This window comes from Microbacterium sp. Beta, from assembly GCF_005502545.1.
GTDB classification, from domain to species: domain Bacteria; phylum Actinomycetota; class Actinomycetes; order Actinomycetales; family Microbacteriaceae; genus Microbacterium; species Microbacterium oxydans.
On the sequence record NZ_SCOG01000008.1, the window covers coordinates 143,497 to 160,560 of the forward strand.

The following is a 17,064-nucleotide window of genomic DNA, read 5'->3' on the forward strand; positions in this document are numbered from 1 at the left end:
GCGGGCCAGTGCGATCCGCCTGTCGTGCGTCAGACGCCGTATTCGCTGCGGATGACGTCGCGCAGCTGCACGCTGCAGCGGGCGACGGCCTCGCGCCAGTCTGTCAGCGCGCCGTCTTCCGCCTGGTCGGACACCGCACGCAACACGCGGATCGGAACACCGAACTGCTCGGCGACCCAGATGAAGGCGTAGGTCTCCATGTCGACCAGTGCAGCACCGGAGGGGCGGATCACGGCGGTGACCTCGGCGTCCTCGACGAAGTGGTCACCGGTCGCGATCAACACGCCGTCGCGTCCGGTGGAGACGCGTGCAGGCAGTGAGACGTGCTGCCCGCGAACGCCGTCGAGGTCGGTGACGTCGTGCTGGAACGCGCTGCCGACCTCGTGGACGGTCGCCTCGAGGCCGGGCTCGATGGCTCCGGCTGTTCCGACCACCACGATCTCGTCGTAGACCTTGGCATCGAGTGCGCGGGTCAGGCCGTACGTGGCCGGCAGCTTTCCGGCGCCGGTCACGAGTCGGTCGAAGCCGTCGAGCTCCTCCGGGAATGCGGACAGTTCGGAATCGAGGGCAGCGACGAGGAGCTTCACCGGTCCATTCTCTCAGGCCTTCGCTGGCAGGAGCATGCGAACGCCGCGGCGTCACCCGGACGTAACACGCAGGGGCGATACTGGTCGAGGACAAGACGGAGGATGACATGTCGTTGCAGAAGCAGATCTCTGAAGACCTCGGCGTCAGGCCCGAGATCGATCCTGAGGCCGAGACCGATCGTCGGATCGGTTTCCTCGCCGACTACCTGCGTGCCACCGGAGCGAAGGGGTTCGTGCTCGGGATCTCGGGCGGGCAGGACTCCACGTTGGCCGGCCGTCTGGCACAGCTCGCGGTGGAGCGCGTGCGCGCCGAGGGCGGCGAGGCGAAGTTCCTCGCGGTGCGTCTGCCCTATCGGGTTCAGCACGATGCCGAAGATGCGGAAGCCGCGCTGGCGTTCATCGCGCCCGACTCCTCCGTCGAGGTCAACATCCAGAACGGTGTCGACGGAGTGGAGGAGGACATCGAGTTCGCGGTCACGAGCGACATCAGCGACTTCAACCGCGGCAACATCAAGGCTCGCGTCCGCATGGTCACGCAGTATGCGCTCGCCGGTCACGACGGACTGCTGGTGATCGGCACCGACCATGCGGCGGAGGCGGTGACCGGCTTCTACACGAAGTTCGGTGACGGCGCTGCCGACATCCTCCCGTTGTCCGGGCTCAGCAAGCGGCAGGGACGCTCGCTGCTGCAGTTCCTCGACGCTCCGGACCGACTCGCCTTCAAGGTGCCGACGGCCGATCTCTTGGACGGCCAGCCCGGACGCGCCGACGAGGACGAACTCGGCCTCACGTACGAGCAGATCGACGACTTCCTCGAGGGGCGCGAGGTCGATCCTGAGGTCGCCGGTCGCATCGAGGCCAGGTATCTCGCGACGCAGCACAAGCGACACCTCCCGGTGACGCCCGACGACACCTGGTGGCGCTGAACCCGCGCGTCGAGGAGCCGCCCGCTTTCGCCTGTGTCCGATGCCGCGGATAGTGTCGAAGCATCCGACAGAACGGGAGCATCGTGCGGATCGACACTCAGGCGCAACGCGTCATCTGGAGCGCGAGCGACCTCAAGGCGGCCGCCGAGTGCGAGTTCGCGTGGGCCCGGGCGATCGACGCGAAGCTGGGGCGCGTCCCCGCCGTCGAAGAGCCGGAGGATGCGACTCTGAAGCGCGCGGCCGAGCTCGGCGACGTGCACGAGCAGAACGTTCTCGACCGGTACATCCACGATCTCGGTGACGAGAACGTGCACCGCATCGAGAAGGTGTCCTCGGTCGACGCGGAAGCGCTCGCTGCAGCAGTCGACGAGACGGTGGCTGCACTGCGCTCGGATGCGCTCGTCGTGTTCCAGGCGGCTTTCGCGACGGACGAGTTCGTCGGGTTCGCGGACTTCCTGCGCAAAGACGATGAGGGGCGCTGGCGTGTGCAGGACTCGAAGCTCGCCCGCAAAGCCCGTGTGACAGCTCTCATGCAGCTCGCGGCATATGTCGACCAGCTCGACCGCCTGCGGATCCCCCGTTCCGACGAGGTAGACCTGATCCTCGGAGACGGCACGCTCAGCACGCACGCCGTCGACGATCTGCTCCCGTTGTTCCAGGTGCGCAGGGCAAGGTTGCGCGCCCTCATCGCGGATCGCCGCATCGCCGACGGCGCCGCGGGCGCTCCTCTGGCCTGGGGCGACGATCGCGGTGACCTCCAGGTGGTCGCCTGCGGGCGCTGCGCGACCTGCGAGGAGCAGGTGCTCGCACACCGGGACCTGCTGATGGTGGCGCGGATGCGTCCGGTGCAGCGAGCTCGGCTCCGGGCTGCAGGCATCGAGACGATCGACGCCCTGGCCGGTGCGATCGAGGCGCCGACGGGGATGAACGCCGATACGTTCGAGACGCTCCGTGCCCAGGCCCGTCTGCAGCTGCGGGCTGACAGCGAGGGTGTGCCGACCTTCGACGTGCACTACGCGCAGGCCATCCACACCCTCCCGCTCCCCAGCCACGGCGACATCTTCTTCGATTTCGAGGGCGACCCGCTGTACACCGAGCCTGCTCCTGACGGTGAGGCGCACTGGGGGATCGACTACCTCTTCGGCTGGGTGGACAACGCCGACCAGTACTCGGCACTGTGGGCGCATACGTTCGCCGAAGAGAAGCGGGCGCTAGAGACGTTCCTCGACTTCGTCAATGCCCGCAGAGCGGCACATCCGGGAATGCACATCTATCACTATGCCCCGTACGAGACCTCGCATCTCGTGGCCATGGCAGCGCGGCACGGAGTGCGCGAGGGCGAGGTCGATCGGCTGCTCCGTGAAGGAGTGTTCGTCGATCTGTATCCGCTCGTGCTGCGGACGGTCAGGGTGGGCTCCCGGTCGTACTCGATCAAGAAGCTCGAGCCGCTCTACATGGGCGACGACGTCCGGACGAGCGACGTGCAGAAGGGTGACGACTCGATCGTGCAGTACGTCGCGGCCCGCGAGCTCGCCGCGGCCGGGCAGCGGTCCGAAGCAGACGCGGTCCTCGCCGACCTCGCCGACTACAACCGCTACGACTGCGTCTCGACACGGCGCCTGCGCAACTGGCTGATCGACATCGCGAGGGAGAAGGGCGTCACGCCGGCGCCGCCCGACGACGCGGACGAGGTCATCTATGAGCCGTCTCCCCGATCGGCCGCGCTCCTCGCCGATGCGGAGCGCGCCGTGGAGGCAGGCGGCGACGGACAGGTGCACCGCATCGCGGCCGCGGCCATCGACTACTTCCCCCGTGAAGCGAAGAGCTTCTGGGTGTCGCACTTCCAGAGGCTGCGCGAACCGGTCACGATGTGGGACGGCACGCGTGATGTGGTGCGGGTAGACCGTCCGTCGTCATCGGTCGTCCGGGAGTGGAGCATCATCGAGGGACGGAGAGTGATGTCCAGGGACATCGAGATCCGCGGCGAGGTGTCACCCGGCACCACGCTCGGACCCGGTGCCCAGCCGTTCGCGCTGTACGAGGTGCCAGCCCCGTTCGACACCGAGGTGCCCTCACGCGCCGTCCACGTACCGCACACGGTCACGATCGCCGAGGTGCTCGACGACGGCTACCTCGTCACAGAAGCGGCTGTGCAGGGACAGACCTGGGATGAGCTGCCGCTTGCGCTCACTCCGGCGGCTCCGCCTCGGGTGGTGTCGCTGCAGGGCGCGATCGACGAGTGGGCCGACGCGGTGCACCTGGCCGCGCCGGGCTTCCCCCAGGATGCGGCCACCGACATCCTGCGCCGACTGCCCCCGCGCACCTTCTCGGGCGGCGCGCTCCCGGAAGCAGGTGATGACACGATCGATGCGATCGTGCGGGGAGTGCTCGACCTCGATCACAGCTACCTCGCCGTGCAGGGCCCTCCGGGGACGGGGAAGACCTACACGGGTTCGCGCGCGATCGCGCGTCTGGTCAACGAGCACGGCTTCAAGGTCGGCGTCGTGGCGCAGTCGCACGCCATCATCGACACGCTTCTCGAGCGGATCGTCGCCGACGGCGTCTCGCCCGCCCAGGTGGCGAAGGCGCCGAAGGATCCCGATGCGGCCCCGTCATACACCGTGATCCCGAAGAACGGCATGGCCTCCTTCCTCGCCGAGCACTCCGGTGAGGGCGCGGTCGTGGGCGGTACGGCCTGGGACTTCAGCAACACCCAGCGCGTCGAACGGGCCGGGCTCGATCTCCTCGTGATCGACGAGGCGGGGCAGTTCTCGCTCGCCTCGACGATCGCGGTCGCGGCCGGAGCGAAACGGTTGCTGCTCCTCGGCGACCCGCAGCAGCTCCCGCAGGTGAGCCAGGGCGCCCACCCCGAACCGGTGGACACGTCCGCTCTCGGCTGGGTGATGGACGGCGATCCGGTCGTGCGGCCCGAGTACGGCTACTTCCTCGCTCGGTCGTGGCGGATGCACCCCTTCGTGGCCGCTCCGGTGTCGAAGCTCGCCTACGCGGGACAGCTCGCCTCGGCACCCGGAACCGAACTCCGGTCGCTCGAGGGTGTCGACGCGGGTCTCCACGTCGTCCCGCTGCGCCACCGCGGAAACGCGACGCAATCGCCCGAGGAAGCGGCGGAGGTCGTCCGCCTGGTCGCCGATCTGGTCGGCCGGGTCTTCACCGACAACGACCCCGAGGCGTCGACGCGACCACTCGCGCAGTCCGACATCATCGTGGTCACGCCCTACAACGCGCAGCGTCAGCTGGTGCTCGACGCGCTCGCCGACGCCGGCTTCCCCGACGTCCCTGTCGGCACGGTCGACAACTTCCAGGGCAAGGAGGCAGTGGTCTCCATCACCTCGCTCGCGGCGTCGAGCGGTCGGGATGCGCCGCGCGGGCCGGAGTTCCTGCTGCTCCAGAACCGCCTCAACGTCGCGATCTCCCGAGCACAGGTCGTCGCCTACCTGATCCACTCGCCCGCGCTGCTCGACGACCTGCCTTATACGCCTGAGGGCGTCACCAGGCTCAGCGCGTTCGCCCGGCTCGTCGGAGCGGCCGAGTGAGCGCCCACACCACTGACCAGATCATGCGCGCCGCGGCAGCGTGGGTGTGGTTCCCCCGCGACAGTGAGCACGAGCGCGAGCATCTGCTCCTCGTGCGGGATCCTGCACGGTTCGGCGGGGGAGTGCGAGGTTCGCAGGTCGACTCCGCACTGTCGGCCGTCGACGTGGTGGATGGCGCACTGGCGCGGACGAGAGCATGGGGCGCCTCGCAGTTCACGTTCTGGACGAATCCTTCCGACCGGCCCGACGTCGAGGACGAGCTTCGGCGACGCGGGGCAGAGCACATCGATACGGTGGCGGTGTTCGCACGACCCGTCGACGAGGTGGAGGTCGAGGTGCCGTCCGACGTGTCCACCGAGATCGTGCGTACCCTCGATCAGGTACGCGACCTCGACGGCGTCAATGTGCCCGTGTGGCACCAGCAGCCCCTCGATGAGGAGGGTCTGCGGGCAGAACTCGACGAGGTGTCCGCGGCGCTCGAGGCGCAGACCGGGTTCCGTGTGCTCGCGCGCATCGATGGACGCGCCTTCAGCACCGGAGGATGCACGATCGAGGACGGGTTCGTGCGGCTCTGGGGCGCATCCACACTGTAGAGCCACCGCGGTCGCGGCGCCTACCGCGCAGTGCTGGCCGAGAGACTGCGGCAGGGTGCGGCTTGGGGAGCGAAGACGGCCCTGGTGAAGGGTCGCGTCTCGACGTCAGCGCCCATCCTCGCCCGCGCGGGCTTCACGCACCACGGAGATGAGCGCGCCTACCGCCTGACCATCTGAGGCGGAAGACGCACCGAAGAGGTCGTACGCTGCCGAGGATCAGACCGTGCCGTAGAGCCGGTCGCCCGCGTCGCCGAGGCCGGGCACGATGTAGCCCTTCTCGTCGAGACGCTCGTCGAGCGCGCCGAGCACGAGGGTCACGTCGCGGTCGCCGGCCATCGCCTCGATCGCGGCGACGCCTTCGGGAGTGCCGAGCAGGCAGATGGCCGTGACATCCTTGGCGCCGCGGTCGAACAGGAACTGGATCGCGGCGGCGAGCGAACCACCGGTCGCCAGCATGGGGTCGATCGCGAAGCACTGGCGGTCGCTCAGGTCGTCGGGCAACCGCTCGGCGTAGGTGGTCGGCTCGAAGGTGGTCTCATCGCGCACCATGCCGAGGAAGCCGACCTCAGCCGTCGGAAGCAGCTTCACGAGGCCTTCGAGCATGCCGAGACCGGCGCGCAGGATCGGCACCACGATGGGGCGGGGCTCCGAGATCTTCACACCCGTCGTGGTGGTCACCGGAGTCGTGATCTCGATCGGGCTGACCTTCACGTTGCGGGTCGCCTCGTACGCGAGCAGTGTCACGAGCTCCTCCGTGAGCTGCCGGAACACCGGTGAGGGCGTGCGCGCATCGCGCAGCACCGAGAGCTTGTGAGTGATGAGAGGGTGGTCGGCCACGTGAACACGCATGAATACAGGGTAATGCGCCACGCGGTCAGGCACGACATCGGGACTCGGGCCGGGCTCGACGGCTGTCGTAGGCTCGACGCATGACCGCAGCCGACCGACGCGCGATGACGCGTGCCCTCGAGCTCGCCACCGAAGCGGCCATGGCATCCGAGATCCCGGTCGGAGCGGTGGTCCTCGATCCCGAAGGCCGGGTCATCGCGGAGGGACGCAACACTCGCGAGGAGACCCATGACCCGACGGGGCACGCCGAGGTCGAGGCGCTCCGTCGCGCGGCGGCAGTGGTCGGGTCCTGGAATCTCGAGCAGCACACACTCGTGGTGACCCTCGAACCCTGCATCATGTGCGCCGGCGCCGTCCTGCAGGCACGCATCAGTCGTGTGGTGTTCGGAGCATGGGACGACAAGGCCGGTGCTGCCGGATCGATGTACGACGTGCTGCGCGATCGACGGTTGCCCTATCGTGCCGAGGTGGTCGGCGGCGTCGAGGCTGAGGCTGCGACCGCGCTGCTGCGTTCGTTCTTCGAGCAGCGGCGCTGAACGCGGTCCCCGTTCAGTCCGACGACGTTCAGTCCGACGACTTCAGCACGAAGACGTCGGTCGAGGGCTCCGGGTCGATCGCGGGGCGGTAGACGTCGGGCTCGATGTAGACGACCCGCGCGACAGGCACGGCCTCCCTGATCCGAGCCTCGATCGCGTCGATGTCGTCGGCGGCCTCCCGCAGCGGCTTGTCCGCGTTGAGGGCGATCTTCGCCGCCACCATCAGCTCGTCCGGGCCGAGGTAGAGGGTCTTCATGTGGATGATCTTCTCGATCTCGTCGCCGGCGTTGATCGCATCCACGATGCGGTCGTGGTCGGCCTGGGTCGCGCCCTCGCCGACCAGGAGGCTCTTCGTCTCGACACCCAGCACGATCGCGATCAGCACCAGCAGCACACCGATCATCACGGTGCCGAGTGCGTCGAACATCGGATTGCCGGTGAGCAGCGTGAGGCCGACGCCGAGTAGGGCGAACGTGAGGCCGGTCAGGGCGCCCACGTCCTCCAGCAGCACGACGGGGAGCTCGGGTGCCTTGGAGCGGCGCACGAACGACACCCACGACTGCCCCTTCTCCCGCACGAGGTTGCTCTCCCGCACGGCTGTGCGCAACGAGAACGACTCGAGCCCGATCGCGATGACGAGCACCACGAGCGGGAGCCACCACCACGTCTTGTCGAGCTCATGCGGATTCGTGAGCTTCTCGACGCCCTCGTAGATCGCGAAGAGACCGCCGACCGAGAACAGGATGATCGACACGACGAATGCGTAGACGTAGCGCTCGCGACCGTAGCCGAACGGGTGCGCGCGGTCGGCCTCGCGCCGAGCCTTGCGTCCGCCCAGCATCAGGAGCAGCTGGTTGCCGGAGTCCGCGACGGAGTGGATGGCCTCGGCGAGCATCGAGGCGGAGCCGGAGAGTGCCCAGGCGATGAACTTCGCGAGGGCGATTCCCATGTTCGCCAGGAACGCCGCGACGATGGCCTTGTTGCCTCCGGATGCACTCATGGGACGAGTCTAGAACCGCCCGCCCGGGGATGTCGGAGTGCCCGCCGTAGGATGACGACATGTCTGACTCGCTTCCTTCGCTCGCTTTCCTCGGTGCCGGCTCGATGGGCGGTGCGATCCTCCGCGGAGTGGTCGCCTCGGGCGTCCGCATCGATGGCGGGATCACCGCGACCAACCGCACGGCGGAGAAGGCAGAGGCGTTCGCCGGCCTCGACGAGGTCACCAGCATCGCGCTCGCCGATCGGCCGGAGGGCAACGTCGAGGCGGCTGCCGGTGCGCGGATCGTGCTCGTCGGCGTGAAGCCGGCGATGGTGCCGGACCTGCTCCGCGAGATCGCCCCGCACCTCGCCGCTGATGCGATCGTGGTGAGCGTCGCCGCCGGGGTCACGCTGCAGACCTTCGCCGATGTGCTGGGTTCGGAGGCGAGGGTGATCCGCTCGATGCCGAACACGCCGTCGACGGTGCGCAAGGGAGTGACGGGGCTCGCCGCCGGTGCCGCGGTTCCCGCCGAAGACATCGCCCTCGTCCGTCGTCTGTTCGAGACCGTCGGCGCCGTCGTCGAGGTTCCCGAGTCGCAGATCGACGCGCTGTCCACGATCTCGGGATCGGGACCGGCCTACGTGTACCTGCTGATCGAGGAGCTCACCAAGGCCGCCGTCGGCATGGGCTTCACCGATGCGGATGCGCGGCTCATGGTCGAGCAGACGTTCATCGGGGCGACGGCCCTGCTCGACGCCTCCGGCGAGGCTCCTGCAGAGCTGCGCCGTCGGGTCACGAGCCCGAAGGGGACGACGGAGCGGGCGGTCGCCGTGCTGCAGGAAGCACGCCTCGATCGCACCTTCGCGGAGGCTGCGGACGCCGCACTCGCGCGTGCCAGGGAGCTCGCCGCCGGAGCCTGAACCATGCGGCTGAGGATCGAGGGACCCATCTGGTACTGGCGCGGGCCCGCGCCTTTCCACTTCGTCACCGTGCCGCCTGCCGAGAGCGAGATGATCCACGAGATCGCCTCTGTCGTGACCTATGGCTGGGGCATGATCCCGGCCAGGGTTTCCGTAGGCACCACCACCGTGGCCACGGCGCTGTGGCCGAAGGACGGCGGCTACATCGTGCCGATCAAGAAGACGCTGCAGGACGGCGAGGGCCTCGGGGTGGACGACGTGATCGAGGTCGTCCTCGACATCGACGCCTGACCCGTCGGGCCTGATGTCGCGGGAGGCCTGGCGCCCGGGGCCTGCGTGTCGCGTGGGATCCGTCCGCGCTCAACTCTCGCTGGACACGTCGGCGAGCACCTCGGGCCAGCGGCGATCCAGGATCTTCCCGCCCAGCACGGTCCCTCCCCAGAGCGCGAGGCCGCCGAACGCGAGTCCGCACGCGAGGCTGATCCAGCCGAGCGTGGGACTCCAGATCGCCGCGATGGCGAACCCGAATGCGGGTGCTCCGAGGACGAGCGTGATGGGTCCGATGATGATCATCGCGAGCAGCGACTGCACCCCGCCGGATGATCCGCGCCCGAAGGGATTGGCTTCCGGAGCGGGCGCACGGCCCGGAAGGAAGCTCCCCACCCAGGCGCCGGCCCCTGCAGCGATCGCCGTGAGACCGAGGGATGCGCCGATGCTGCCGGGGAGCAGATCCGGCCGCCCGGCGAGGAGGCAGGTCGCCACGCACAGGGCGAGCGTCACCGGCACTGCGATCATCCCGAAGCCGAGCAGGCGCCCGGCACGGTCCGCCGCCCCGGACACACCCGTGAGGATGTGCGCCGCGACGGCATCGTTGTCATAGGCGATCGACATCTGCACGATCGTCCCGGCGAGGAGAGCGTTGATCGCCGGGATCAGTGTGATCGCGGGGGCGAAACCGAGGGACTCCTCCTGCAGGCCGTTCATGAGCGCGATGCCGATGAAGATCGCGGGCAGCAGCAGGAGCATCACGATGTTGACGAGCTGCCGCGGGTCGCGGCGGTAGTAGTGCAGAGATCGTGCGGCGATCGCACCTATCGGGTTCGCCGGCAGCAGTCGATCGAGCAGACCGCCGGAGCGCACCCGTCCACCCCCGCTGCTCTGGATGGGGGAGACGAGCCGGGCGGCGAGCAGCCGCTGAGACGCCCACCACAGGACCACGACCGTCGCGAGGGCGATCAGCAATCGCAGCGTCGCGGTGAGCACGTCGCCCTGCGCTGCCGATGCCGACACCCCGAACACGGCGCCGAACGGCGTCCAGGCGGCGATGTCGGCAGCCGAGGCGAAGGCACTCCCGGCGTCCGTCACGGTGGTGAGCGCCCCGATCCCGAGGTTGAGGATGAGGCCGGACGAGGCGGCGAGCAGCACCCCGAGGGTCAGCACCAGGTCGCGGGTGCTGCGTCGGGCCAGCCATCCGGCGAGCAGTCCGCTCACCACGCGGGCACCGAGCACGCAGGTCACGACCGCCACCGGGATCATGATCACCGCGGTGAGCAGTGCGGGAAGGCTCACCGACCAGCCGAGGAGCATCAGCAGCAGGGCGACCGTGGTCCCGATGCCGCCGATGGTCGTGGCTCCGGCGACGACGAAGCCCGGCAACAGGGAGGGGGCGGTCACCGGCAGCAGGGCGAAGCGCTCGGGGGCGAGGGAGTCGTCGGCGCTGACCAGGATGGAGCCGATCCACCATCCGAGGACGAGCACGGACCCGGTGAGCACGATGGCGGTGACAGCGCCCTCCGGTGCGGCGAAGCGCAGAGCGACCAGACCCGCAGCGAGTCCGGCGAGGAGCCCGAGGGCGATCATCCCCGTGATGATCAGGGTGACGATCATCCACGGGTTCCGCGACAGTTGATGCCGCAGCTGCCGCCAGCGCAGGCTTACGAGGAGCGCAACCATGCGAGCGTCTCCGTCCCGAGATCGTGCGCCCCGACGAGCGTGAGGAACCGCTGCTGAAGCGAGAGTCCGGCTCGCACCTCGTCGAGCGGACCGTGCGCGAGCAGGCGCCCCTCGGCGACGATGGCCACCCGGTCGCACATCGACTCGACGAGCTCCATCACGTGGCTCGACAGCACCACGGTGCCGCCGCCGTCGACGAACGAGCGCAGGATCTGGCGGATCGTCTCGCCCGAGACGGGATCGACGGCCTCCAGCGGCTCATCCAGGATGAGCAGGCGGGGAGCGTGGATCAGCGCGCAGGCGAGCCCGATCTTCTTGCGCATGCCGGCGGAGTAGTCCACGACGAGGGTGTCTCGCGCCTCTGCGAGCCCCAGCGCCTCGAGCAGGTCACCCGTCCGCGAGACGACGTCGGCCTCTGCCATGCCGCGCAGCAGTCCGGTGTATCGCAGCAGCTCTGCTCCACTGAGACGATCGAGCATGCGGATGCCGTCGGGGAGCACACCCATGCGGGCTTTCGCCTCGGCGGGGTTCTGCCACACGTCGGCGCCCAGCACCCACGCCGTGCCGGCATCGGGGCGGAGCAGCCCGGTGGCCATCGCGAGCGTCGTGGTCTTGCCTGCGCCGTTCGGCCCGAGCAGGCCCAGCATGGATCCGGGCGGCACGTCGAGGGACAGACCGTCGACGGCGACCTTCTGCCCGAACTGCTTGCGAAGCCCGCGAAGGGCGAGGACGGGCGGGGCCGCTGTGGGGTCGGTCATGGCCCCATCCCACCACGGCCGCCGGGCGTCGCGCATCCGCCGCGAGGGGGAGTCGCTCGGAAGGCGGGAGGGAGACGTCAGCGGTCGAGGCCGGCGAACCGCTCGATGTCGCTGTTCGTACCGGACACGATGATCAGGTCGTGGTTGGTCACGATGGTGTTCGCCTCGGCGTAGCGGAACGGCTTGCCCGGGCTCTTCACGCCCACGACGGTCACCTTGTACTTCGAGCGCACACCGGACTCGTTCAGGCCGACGCCGCGGATGAACTTCGGCGGGTACATCTTGGCGAGCACGAAGTCATCGTCGAAGCGGATGAAATCGAGCATGCGCCCGGAGACGAGGTGCGCGACGCGCTCGCCGGCCTCGCGCTCGGGGTAGATGACGTGGTTGGCGCCGACGCGCGCCAGGATCTTGCCGTGCGACTGCGAGACCGCCTTGGCCCAGATCTGCGGGACCTTGAGGTCGACGAGGTTCGCCGTGATGAGCACCGAAGCCTCGATGGAGGAGCCGACGGCCACGACGGCCACCTGGAAGTCCTGCGCGCCGATCTGCCGCAGGGCGTCGATGTTCTTGGCGTCGGCCTGGACGGTGTGCGTGACGCGGTCGGACCACTTCTGCACGAGCTCGAGGTTGTCGTCGATCGCGAGCACCTCGCGGTCGAGGCGGTCGAGCTCACCGGCGCAGGCGGCACCGAACCGGCCGAGGCCGATGACGAGGACGGGAGCGTCGCCCCGGAGGACTTCAACCAACGATCGGCCTTTCCACGGGCAGTGAGTAGTACTGCGTTCGCGATGTCGCGGCGACCGCCGCGGCGAGAGTCACTGTACCAACGCGGCCCATGAAGATCGTCGCGGCCATGACGTAGGAGGCGGAATCCGGCAGCTCGCCGGTGAGGCCTGTCGAGAGACCGACGGTACCGAACGCGGAGATCACATCGAAGAGCACGTGACTGATATCGGCCTTGGTGATCTGCGCGATCACAATGGTCGACAGCGCGACGATCGTCGCTCCCCACGCGACGACGCTGAGGGCGACGCGCTGCACGTCGCTGGGGATGCGGCGACCGAAGGCTTCGACGGACTGGCGTCCCTTGGCCTCGGACCAGACGGCGATGGCGAGGACGGCGAGGGTGGTCACCTTGATCCCGCCCGCGGTCGAGGCGGAGCCGCCGCCGACGAACATGAGCATGCTCGCCGCGAGCAGGGACGAGCCGTTCAGGTCGTCCATCTCGATCACGTTGAAGCCGCCGGAGCGTGTCATCGCCGACAGGAAGAAGGCTTGGAACGTGGTGTCGGTGGCATCCATCGAGCCGAAGGTCTTCGGGTTGTTGAACTCGAGGATCACGAAGACGGCCGCACCCAGGATGAAGAGCAGGACGGTGGTGACGATGGTGAGCTTGGAGTGCAGGGACCAACGCTTCACATGCCAGACATGCTTGGCGAGGGTGTAGATGACCGGGAAGCCGATGCTGCCGAGGAAGACGCCGACCATCAGGAGCGAGAGCACCAGGTAGTCGTCGGCGAAGACGGCGACGCCGCCGTCGTTCGGCGCGAATCCGGTGTTCGTGAACGCCATCGCCGCGAAGTAGGGCGCCTCCCAGAGCGCCGCGATCGGGTCGACCTTGGCCATCACGAGGGCGGGGTAGAGGAGGATCGCGAGCGACGCCTCGATGATCAGCGCCGAGACGGCGACCGTGGTGAGCAGCTGGCCGACCTCGCCGAGTCGCACGGTCTGGCTCTCGTTGACGACACCGCCGTGCGCGCGCATCGGGTTCGTGTCGCCTGCCGCCATCAGCTTGGCTCGCAGACCGAGACGCTTCGAGATCAGCATTCCCATGAGCGATGCGAGGGTCAGCACCCCCAGCGCGCCGATGTTCACGCCGAGGAAGATCAGCACGTGTCCGAAGGGCGACCAGTAGTTGGCCATGTCGACGGTGGCGAGTCCCGTCACGCAGATCGTGGAGACGGCGGTGAACAGCGCATCGCTGAGGGGGGTGACCCTGCCGGACGCGGAGGCGATGGGCAGGGAGAGCAGCACCGTGAAGACGAGGATCAGCAGGGCGAAGATCACGATCGCGAAGCGCGACGGCGATGACGTCACGAGGTGCTTGACCCAGCCGGCTGCGCTCTTCAGGCTCTCGCGCGGGGACGACGCCGAAACGATGCCCGACATCGCTGCCCCCTGTGTGTCGTCGCACGCCCTGCCTCGGGCGGCGGCACGGCGCCTGTCGCCGAGCCTTCGTCATGGTACTCCGTGCCGGGGACGACTACCCTGAACTCATGACGGACATCTTCGACGTGATCGCAGACGGTACGAGGCGAGACATCCTCCAGCTCCTGCTGCGGCGCACGACCGAAGGAGAGACCGGCACCAGCGTCAGCCAGATCGTCGCCGATCTGGGTATCAGCCAGCCCACCGTGTCGAAGCACCTCAAGGTGCTCCGCGATGCCGAACTCGTCACCGTGCGCGAGGACGGACAGCGTCGCTTCTACAGCCTCGCGGTCGAGCCGCTCGAGGTCGTCGATGACTGGCTGGTGCCGTTCCTGGTGGATGCCTTCGGAGACGGTGCGCCCGACATCGCATACCCGGGTGCCTCGCTTCCCGACAGCGCCGCCCACGCGGCCGAGGTCGTCGGACGCGCGGCGGCATCCGCGAAGCATGTGGTCGCGTCGGCCCTCAAGCGCCTCGGCGCCTGACGTTCGGGCGATCCCCGCAACGACTCTCCCCTGACGACACGGGGGGCTTGCCGTCAGGGGAGAGGTGCGGGTCCCCACACCCGGGGGGGCGGACTCGGCGGTGCCGCACGAGACCTGCGATGACTCTGCCAGTCGCGATTGAGCGAAGCCCGCAGAATGCCTATGCGCCGGCTGGGCGCCTCACAGAGTCCCGCGATGCCTCACTGATCACACGGGTCACAGAGGTTTACACGTGTCCCAGCTACCACATAGAGTGTGCACATCGAGAAAGGGGTACGTGGGATGCCCGAGGTTCCTGACGTCCGATTCCTCACGGTTGCTGAGGTCGCCGAGCTGATGCGCGTGTCCAAGATGACCGTGTACCGGCTGGTTCATGCTGGGGAGCTGCCCGCCGTCCGTTTCGGCCGCAGCTATCGTGTTCCGGAGTCCGCTGTGGCCGATGCGCTGCAGCGACCCATAGCCGACGTCGGTTGACGTCGCAGGCTGTCCCATGCTCGGCCGCCCTCGGGCGGAAGGCGCGTGTGACAGCCCACGCCTTCGGGTTTGCTAGACTGACCCGAGGCATTTTCCGTGCCCGTACCCGGGTGTCCGATTTCGGAGACACCCAGCCACTGACTTAGTGAGGTTTCCGTGGGTTCTGTCATCAAGAAGCGCCGCAAGCGCATGGCGAAGAAGAAGCACCGCAAGCTGCTTCGCAAGACTCGCCACCAGCGTCGCAACAAGAAGTAAGCGACCAGACACGAGCGCCTGTCTTCGGACGGGCGCTTTGTGTCTCCGGCCCCATCTCCGTCCTGCCGAGAGGTTGTCATGAAGTCGATCACCGTCACCGAGCTCGCCGAGCGCACCGGTACCCCGCTCATCGATGTACGGGAAGTGGACGAGTTCGCCGCGGGACACGTCCCCGGCGCCGTCAACATCCCTATGTCGGAGATCGGCAACCGTCTCGAGGAGCTGCCGAGCGAGGCGTTCGACGTCATCTGCCAGGCCGGCGGTCGATCGGCGCGTGTGGTCGAGGCGCTCGAGTCGCGCGGCTACGACGCCACGAACGTCGAGGGCGGGACCGGCGAGTGGATCGCCCAGGGCCGCGCGGTCGAGGTGCCGTCGGCGTGACCACGCTGACTCTGATCGGCAAGCCCGACTGCCACCTGTGCGACGTCGCCTCCGACGTCATCGACGCGGTGGTCGCCGAACTGCCAGACGCCGCAGCCGAGCAGATCGAGATCGTCGAGGCGTCGATCCAGGACGACCCCGCACTGTACGAGCTGTGGTGGGAGAAGATCCCCGTGGTCCTGATCGACGGCGAGCTGCATGCGCACTGGCGCGTGGCACCCGATCGACTGCGTGAGGCGCTCGAGGGCGCTCTCCGTGACGGGGCGGCGAAGACCGGAGTGAAGGAAGCGCTATGACGATCCGCCACGTCGTGACCTGGAAGCTCGCTTCCGAAGATGCTGCCGAGCGCGCGGCGCAGGCTGCGGAAGTCGCCCGCCGCCTCAACGCGCTCGACGGCGTCGTGCCGCAGCTGCTCACCATCTCGGCAGGGGCCAACGTCGCCTACCCGGAGGCGAACTGGGACGTCACGCTCGTCGCGGACTTCGCGTCGGTCGAAGCGATCGACGAGTATCAGGTGCATCCCGCGCACGCCGAGGTCGCCACGTACATCCGCTCGGTGGTCGCCTCCCGAGTCGCCGTCGACTTCGAGGTCTGAGACCGCGTCGCGCCGGCTCAGAAACTCGGTTTCCACGTGTGATCGGGGCCTACTCGCAACACAAACGTAATGTGCGCGGACGTGGATGTCATTGGTCACGCGACGAGCCGCATGTTTAGATGAACTCCTACCCGTCAGCGGGCCTCCGTGCCCTCGACTCACAGGAGCCGACATGCCTCGTCGCAACCTCATCGCCGGTCTCGCCCTCGTGGCGACGGCCACCCTCGCGCTCGCCGGCTGCGCCACCGGATCGTCCGACGCGGGCAGCAGTGACGCTCCCGCCGCCGACGACAAGTACGGCCTCGTCGAGGCCGGAACGCTCACCGTGTGCTCCGACGTCCCCTACCCGCCGTTCGAGGTCGAGGACCCCTCCAGCGAGACCGGCTACTCGGGCTTCGACATCGACCTGCTCAGTGCGATCGCCGAGAAGATCGACCTGAAGCTCTCCGTGCAGGACGTGGGCTTCGACGCCCTGCAGTCGGGCACGACTCTCGCGGCGGGCACGTGCGACATCGGCGCTTCGGCGATGACGATCACGGATGAGCGGAAGGCGAACATCGACTTCTCCGACCCGTACGTCGACTCGTTGCAGTCGCTGCTCGTGCGCGCCGACTCGGACATCAAGTCCATCGACGACCTCGACGGGAAGAACGTCGGCGTGCAGCAGGGCACCACCGGCGAGACCTATGCGGGCGAGAACGCACCGGGCGCGCAGCTCGTGCAGTACCCCTCGGATGGCGAGCTGTGGCCCGCCATGCAGGCGGGGCAGATCGACGCGATCCTGCAGGACCAGCCCGTCAACTACGTGCACGAGCAGGACGACCCCGACTACAAGATCGTCGAGACGTACCCGACCGACGAGTCGTACGGCTTCGCCTTCGCCAAGGGTGAGAAGGACGAGCTGCGCGATGCGGTCAACAAGGCGCTCAAGGAGCTCCAGGACGACGGCGGCTATCAGAAGATCTACGACGAGTACCTCGCGGCCAAGTGACCGGCGGGATCGGTAGA

Annotated in this window: 20 protein-coding genes; 13 read left to right on the top strand and 7 right to left on the bottom strand. The window is 68.3% G+C overall.

The features are described from left to right. Positions 1–29 precede the first annotated feature (29 nt). Positions 30–587 (bottom strand): nucleoside phosphorylase, encoded by a 558-nt coding sequence (locus tag FFS56_RS10520; RefSeq protein ID WP_046747291.1) that lies wholly within the window; start codon positions 585–587, stop codon positions 30–32. Positions 588–694: 107 nt separating this feature from the next. On the opposite strand from FFS56_RS10520, the gene nadE reads away from it, so the two are divergent. The 3 genes from nadE to FFS56_RS10535 all read left to right on the top strand — a co-directional run bounded on the left by nadE (position 695) and on the right by FFS56_RS10535 (position 5,660). Further along, on the top strand, positions 695–1,513 hold the full coding sequence (gene nadE, locus FFS56_RS10525) for an ammonia-dependent NAD(+) synthetase (protein ID WP_061015528.1): 819 nt from the start codon (positions 695–697) through the stop codon (positions 1,511–1,513). 83 nt (positions 1,514–1,596) lie between these two features. Beyond that, positions 1,597–5,067: a bifunctional RecB family nuclease/DEAD/DEAH box helicase gene (locus FFS56_RS10530; RefSeq protein WP_137771921.1), complete on the top strand. Its 3,471-nt coding sequence runs from the start codon at positions 1,597–1,599 to the stop codon at positions 5,065–5,067. Continuing rightward, a complete protein-coding gene (locus FFS56_RS10535) occupies positions 5,064–5,660 on the top strand; it encodes a hypothetical protein (protein ID WP_233437384.1) in 597 nt (198 codons plus the stop codon). Before FFS56_RS10530 ends, FFS56_RS10535 begins: the two co-directional genes overlap by 4 nt. A 216-nt stretch (positions 5,661–5,876) precedes the next feature. On the opposite strand, the gene upp is transcribed toward FFS56_RS10535, so the two are convergent. Next, positions 5,877–6,509, bottom strand: coding sequence for a uracil phosphoribosyltransferase (gene upp / locus FFS56_RS10540; protein ID WP_021198071.1), 633 nt, complete (start codon positions 6,507–6,509; stop codon positions 5,877–5,879). 80 nt (positions 6,510–6,589) lie between these two features. On the opposite strand from upp, the gene tadA reads away from it, so the two are divergent. Then, positions 6,590–7,045 carry a tRNA adenosine(34) deaminase TadA gene (gene tadA, locus FFS56_RS10545; RefSeq protein ID WP_046747295.1) on the top strand — a complete coding sequence of 152 codons (456 nt, stop codon included), beginning with the start codon at positions 6,590–6,592 and terminating at the stop codon, positions 7,043–7,045. Between the two features lie 28 nt (positions 7,046–7,073). Here the strand turns inward: tadA and FFS56_RS10550 are convergent, their stop codons facing one another. Beyond that, a complete protein-coding gene (locus tag FFS56_RS10550; protein WP_058630457.1) occupies positions 7,074–8,045 on the bottom strand; it encodes a cation diffusion facilitator family transporter in 972 nt (323 codons plus the stop codon). Positions 8,046–8,104: 59 nt separating this feature from the next. Between FFS56_RS10550 and proC the strand changes: the two genes are divergently transcribed. Then, complete coding sequence (gene proC / locus FFS56_RS10555; protein ID WP_127011837.1) at positions 8,105–8,944, top strand: pyrroline-5-carboxylate reductase; 840 nt, start codon at positions 8,105–8,107, stop codon at positions 8,942–8,944. A 3-nt stretch (positions 8,945–8,947) separates the two neighbouring features. Next, positions 8,948–9,235, top strand: a complete 288-nt coding sequence (locus FFS56_RS10560; protein ID WP_127011838.1) for a DUF1905 domain-containing protein — start codon at positions 8,948–8,950, stop codon at positions 9,233–9,235. Between the two features lie 69 nt (positions 9,236–9,304). On the opposite strand, the gene FFS56_RS10565 is transcribed toward FFS56_RS10560, so the two are convergent. From FFS56_RS10565 to FFS56_RS10580, 4 genes are all read right to left on the bottom strand, one after another. Beyond that, positions 9,305–10,831, bottom strand: a complete 1,527-nt coding sequence (locus tag FFS56_RS10565; protein WP_233437385.1) for a hypothetical protein — start codon at positions 10,829–10,831, stop codon at positions 9,305–9,307. Between the two features lie 47 nt (positions 10,832–10,878). Continuing rightward, positions 10,879–11,655 carry an ABC transporter ATP-binding protein gene (locus FFS56_RS10570; protein ID WP_046747300.1) on the bottom strand — a complete coding sequence of 259 codons (777 nt, stop codon included), beginning with the start codon at positions 11,653–11,655 and terminating at the stop codon, positions 10,879–10,881. A gap of 77 nt (positions 11,656–11,732) precedes the next feature. Then, positions 11,733–12,404 (bottom strand): TrkA family potassium uptake protein, encoded by a 672-nt coding sequence (locus FFS56_RS10575; protein ID WP_021198064.1) that lies wholly within the window; start codon positions 12,402–12,404, stop codon positions 11,733–11,735. Further along, positions 12,397–13,827 (bottom strand): potassium transporter TrkG, encoded by a 1,431-nt coding sequence (locus tag FFS56_RS10580; protein ID WP_046747301.1) that lies wholly within the window; start codon positions 13,825–13,827, stop codon positions 12,397–12,399. The genes FFS56_RS10575 and FFS56_RS10580 overlap by 8 nt, the downstream gene beginning before the upstream one ends. Positions 13,828–13,934: 107 nt before the next feature. Between FFS56_RS10580 and FFS56_RS10585 the strand changes: the two genes are divergently transcribed. From FFS56_RS10585 to FFS56_RS10615, 7 genes are all read left to right on the top strand, one after another. Further along, complete coding sequence (locus FFS56_RS10585) at positions 13,935–14,351, top strand: metalloregulator ArsR/SmtB family transcription factor (protein WP_046747430.1); 417 nt, start codon at positions 13,935–13,937, stop codon at positions 14,349–14,351. Between the two features lie 282 nt (positions 14,352–14,633). Beyond that, positions 14,634–14,825: a helix-turn-helix domain-containing protein gene (locus tag FFS56_RS10590; protein ID WP_017204627.1), complete on the top strand. Its 192-nt coding sequence runs from the start codon at positions 14,634–14,636 to the stop codon at positions 14,823–14,825. Positions 14,826–14,981: 156 nt separating this feature from the next. Beyond that, complete coding sequence (locus FFS56_RS10595; protein ID WP_003792170.1) at positions 14,982–15,080, top strand: AURKAIP1/COX24 domain-containing protein; 99 nt, start codon at positions 14,982–14,984, stop codon at positions 15,078–15,080. 78 nt (positions 15,081–15,158) lie between these two features. Next, entirely contained in the window at positions 15,159–15,461 is a 303-nt protein-coding gene (locus FFS56_RS10600) for a rhodanese-like domain-containing protein (protein WP_058630462.1), read from the top strand. Then, positions 15,458–15,757 carry a glutaredoxin family protein gene (locus FFS56_RS10605; RefSeq protein ID WP_046747303.1) on the top strand — a complete coding sequence of 100 codons (300 nt, stop codon included), beginning with the start codon at positions 15,458–15,460 and terminating at the stop codon, positions 15,755–15,757. Before FFS56_RS10600 ends, FFS56_RS10605 begins: the two co-directional genes overlap by 4 nt. Then, a complete protein-coding gene (locus tag FFS56_RS10610; protein ID WP_046747304.1) occupies positions 15,754–16,056 on the top strand; it encodes a Dabb family protein in 303 nt (100 codons plus the stop codon). Before FFS56_RS10605 ends, FFS56_RS10610 begins: the two co-directional genes overlap by 4 nt. Before the next feature lie 172 nt (positions 16,057–16,228). After that, a complete protein-coding gene (locus FFS56_RS10615; protein ID WP_046747305.1) occupies positions 16,229–17,047 on the top strand; it encodes a basic amino acid ABC transporter substrate-binding protein in 819 nt (272 codons plus the stop codon). The last annotated feature ends 17 nt before the right edge of the window (positions 17,048–17,064 follow it).

Coding starts and splice junctions, on each gene's coding strand:
- nadE (WP_061015528.1), top strand. CDS start 695: ATGTCGTTGCAGAAGCAGATCTCTGAAGACCTCGGCGTCAGGCCCGAG.
- upp (WP_021198071.1), bottom strand. CDS start 6,509: ATGCGTGTTCACGTGGCCGACCACCCTCTCATCACTCACAAGCTCTCG.
- tadA (WP_046747295.1), top strand. CDS start 6,590: ATGACCGCAGCCGACCGACGCGCGATGACGCGTGCCCTCGAGCTCGCC.
- FFS56_RS10550 (WP_058630457.1), bottom strand. CDS start 8,045: ATGAGTGCATCCGGAGGCAACAAGGCCATCGTCGCGGCGTTCCTGGCG.
- proC (WP_127011837.1), top strand. CDS start 8,105: ATGTCTGACTCGCTTCCTTCGCTCGCTTTCCTCGGTGCCGGCTCGATG.
- FFS56_RS10560 (WP_127011838.1), top strand. CDS start 8,948: ATGCGGCTGAGGATCGAGGGACCCATCTGGTACTGGCGCGGGCCCGCG.
- FFS56_RS10565 (WP_233437385.1), bottom strand. CDS start 10,831: ATGATCGTCACCCTGATCATCACGGGGATGATCGCCCTCGGGCTCCTC.
- FFS56_RS10570 (WP_046747300.1), bottom strand. CDS start 11,655: ATGACCGACCCCACAGCGGCCCCGCCCGTCCTCGCCCTTCGCGGGCTT.
- FFS56_RS10580 (WP_046747301.1), bottom strand. CDS start 13,827: ATGTCGGGCATCGTTTCGGCGTCGTCCCCGCGCGAGAGCCTGAAGAGC.
- FFS56_RS10585 (WP_046747430.1), top strand. CDS start 13,935: ATGACGGACATCTTCGACGTGATCGCAGACGGTACGAGGCGAGACATC.
- FFS56_RS10590 (WP_017204627.1), top strand. CDS start 14,634: ATGCCCGAGGTTCCTGACGTCCGATTCCTCACGGTTGCTGAGGTCGCC.
- FFS56_RS10600 (WP_058630462.1), top strand. CDS start 15,159: ATGAAGTCGATCACCGTCACCGAGCTCGCCGAGCGCACCGGTACCCCG.
- FFS56_RS10610 (WP_046747304.1), top strand. CDS start 15,754: ATGACGATCCGCCACGTCGTGACCTGGAAGCTCGCTTCCGAAGATGCT.
- FFS56_RS10615 (WP_046747305.1), top strand. CDS start 16,229: ATGCCTCGTCGCAACCTCATCGCCGGTCTCGCCCTCGTGGCGACGGCC.